The 2293-nt window shown below is 62.5% G+C and carries 2 protein-coding genes; one reads left to right on the plus strand and one right to left on the minus strand.

Annotation, left to right across the window (positions count from 1 at the left end; translation table 11 throughout):
* Positions 1 to 376: 376 nt before the first annotated feature.
* Positions 377 to 1144, plus strand: a complete 768-nt coding sequence (locus V7116_RS24925; protein ID WP_324394710.1) for a nuclear transport factor 2 family protein — start codon at positions 377 to 379, stop codon at positions 1142 to 1144.
* A 370-nt stretch (positions 1145 to 1514) separates the two neighbouring features.
* Here V7116_RS24925 and V7116_RS24930 read toward each other — a convergent pair.
* The coding region (locus tag V7116_RS24930; protein ID WP_324394711.1) for an AAA family ATPase at positions 1515 to 2293 on the minus strand (779 nt) is incomplete at its 5' end.

The following is a 2293-nucleotide window of genomic DNA, read 5'->3' on the forward strand; positions in this document are numbered from 1 at the left end:
CGGGATCCTCGGTGGCGACAAGCTGCGCCATCGCCAGCCTGCGCCGAGGATGCACCGGGAACGACGGCAGGATGCTCAGCAGCCCGGACAAACACGAGAGACTCGCCCAACCCAGTGCCGAAAGCGATCGCTTCATGTCCCATCTCCTGAACGCGCGCCGTCACATCGGGCCTATTATAGCGTGCTCCCCGCTGCGCACCGCCCCGCCCCCGGACTTCCGGCCTATGCATAAATCCGCCGTATGGACGATTACAGACCGCCGGTTTTCGCGTAGGCTAATAGACGCATAATGTGACTCACGTTGCATCCCCACGCCGCCCAACCGGAACGTAACACTTACAGGAGGAACCCTAACATGACGCTGGAGCATCAAAAAATGGCTTTCGTCGCTGGCGCAGTCAGCCTCGTCACGGTGCTGACGATGATTATGCTGGCTGTGACCGTCGTGCCGTCGCTGGCGCAGCAGCCGCTCACCATCACACCGACCTATGTCGGCACGGCCACCAATCCCGATTCGGTCGTCGTGCTCAACTTCCTGCAAACGCGCGACTACAACGCGTTCAATCCCAACGCGGAGCTGACCAGCCCGCTCCAGGCGGATACGGCCCTGGGGCGTGACGCAGTCGCCGCGCAGCTCAACAGCCTGTTCAACGGGATCTTCACCAACGTCCAGATCGAAGTGACGCACGCCTACTTCATGGATGGCACGGTCGTGGTCGAGTTCATCCTGCACGGCGTCAACACCGGGCCGTTCCTGACCTACTTGCCCACCAACGCCCAGGTATCGCTGCCGATGGTCGGCGTCTTCGAGCTTGAAAACGGCCTGATCCAGCGCCTGCGCCTCTACTTCGACTACCAGACGCTGGTGCACCTGCTCGGCCTGGACGTCACGCCGACCTACGTGCCGCCCGCCGCGACTGCGACCAGCACCTTCACATCCACGCCGTTCTCCACGCCGGGCCTGGATCAACCGCTGACGGCGGAACCCACCGAAGCGGCAACCGAGGTGATGGGAACAGAGGAGCCAATGGGCACTGAGGAGCCGGTCATGACGGTCGAGCCGAGCATGCCGACCGAAGAAGCGCCCGGTCCGATCATGACGGAAGAACCCGCGCCCGTCGGCACGGCAGAGGTAACGAGCTAAACGCGAAAAACGGAGAGTCTGTTTTTCGTACGGGCGGGTCCGTGACCCGCCCGTTTTTTTTGCGCCTATTTTTATGCGGGGGATAAAGCATACCCGTCGGGGCAGTTCATGAATTACCCCATACGTAGCAAGTTAACGGGCGTCAATACGGGCCTACGAGAACATTTGCTGTGAGTCGCCAGAGTTGATGGCCGTAGGGGTAGAGCGTGCTCTACCGGTTTTTTTCTCAACGGGCGATGCAAGCATCGCCAGCCGCCGCGCGGACAAACCAGAAAACCCGCTTCATGCTGTTCATAAGGCGACATCCCTTTGCTCCCTTCCGCCTATGCAAAAAAAACGGGGCTGTGCGCCCCGTTTCCGTGTGTCTATGTTACGCCTTCGCCAGCATGTCGAAGGTCAGGCCGCGCCCGTCCGCGCCGATCTTGACCGTCGTGCCCGGCTGCGGATTTTCGCGCAGCAAGTAGTCGGCCAACTGCTCGCGCACGCTGCGCTGGATGATACGCCGCAGCGGGCGCGCGCCCCATTCGGGGTGCTCGTTTTGCGCCAGCATCCACGTCTTCGACTCCGGCGCGAACTCCAACGTCAGGCCGCGTTCCGCCGCCAGCTTGATCTCCTTGTCCAGCAGCAGATCGAGGATCTGCGCCAGGTCCTCGTCAGACAGCGGATGGAAGATCACGATCTCGTCCAGGCGGTTGAGGAACTCAGGCCGGAACTGGCCGCGCACCTCGTCCATGACCTCCTCGCGCAGCGGATCGTCGATGCTGCCCGTGCCGAGCAGGTGCGCGCCTACGTTGCTGGTCATGATGATCACGGCCTCGCTGAAGTTGGCGACGTTGCCCTGCCCGTCCGTCAGGCGGCCTTCTTCCATCACCTGCAGCAGCACGTCGAGCACGCGGCGGTGCGCTTTTTCGACCTCGTCGAACACCACTACGATATACGGCTGCTCGCGCACGCGGTCGGTGAGCTGGCCGCCGCCCTCGTAGCCGACGTACCCGGGCGGCGCGCCGATCAGGCGGCTGACCGTGTTCTCGTCCATATACTCGGACATGTCGAGCTGCAGCATGGCGTCTTCGCTGCCGAACATGAATTCCGCCAGCGCCTTCGCCAGTTCGGTTTTACCGACGCCGGTCGGCCCCAGGAACAGGAACG

Source organism: Aggregatilinea sp., assembly GCF_036822615.1.
In the GTDB taxonomy this organism is placed as follows: Bacteria; Chloroflexota; Anaerolineae; order Aggregatilineales; family Aggregatilineaceae; genus Aggregatilinea.

Coding starts and splice junctions, on each gene's coding strand:
- V7116_RS24925 (WP_324394710.1), top strand. CDS start 377: ATGGCTTTCGTCGCTGGCGCAGTCAGCCTCGTCACGGTGCTGACGATG.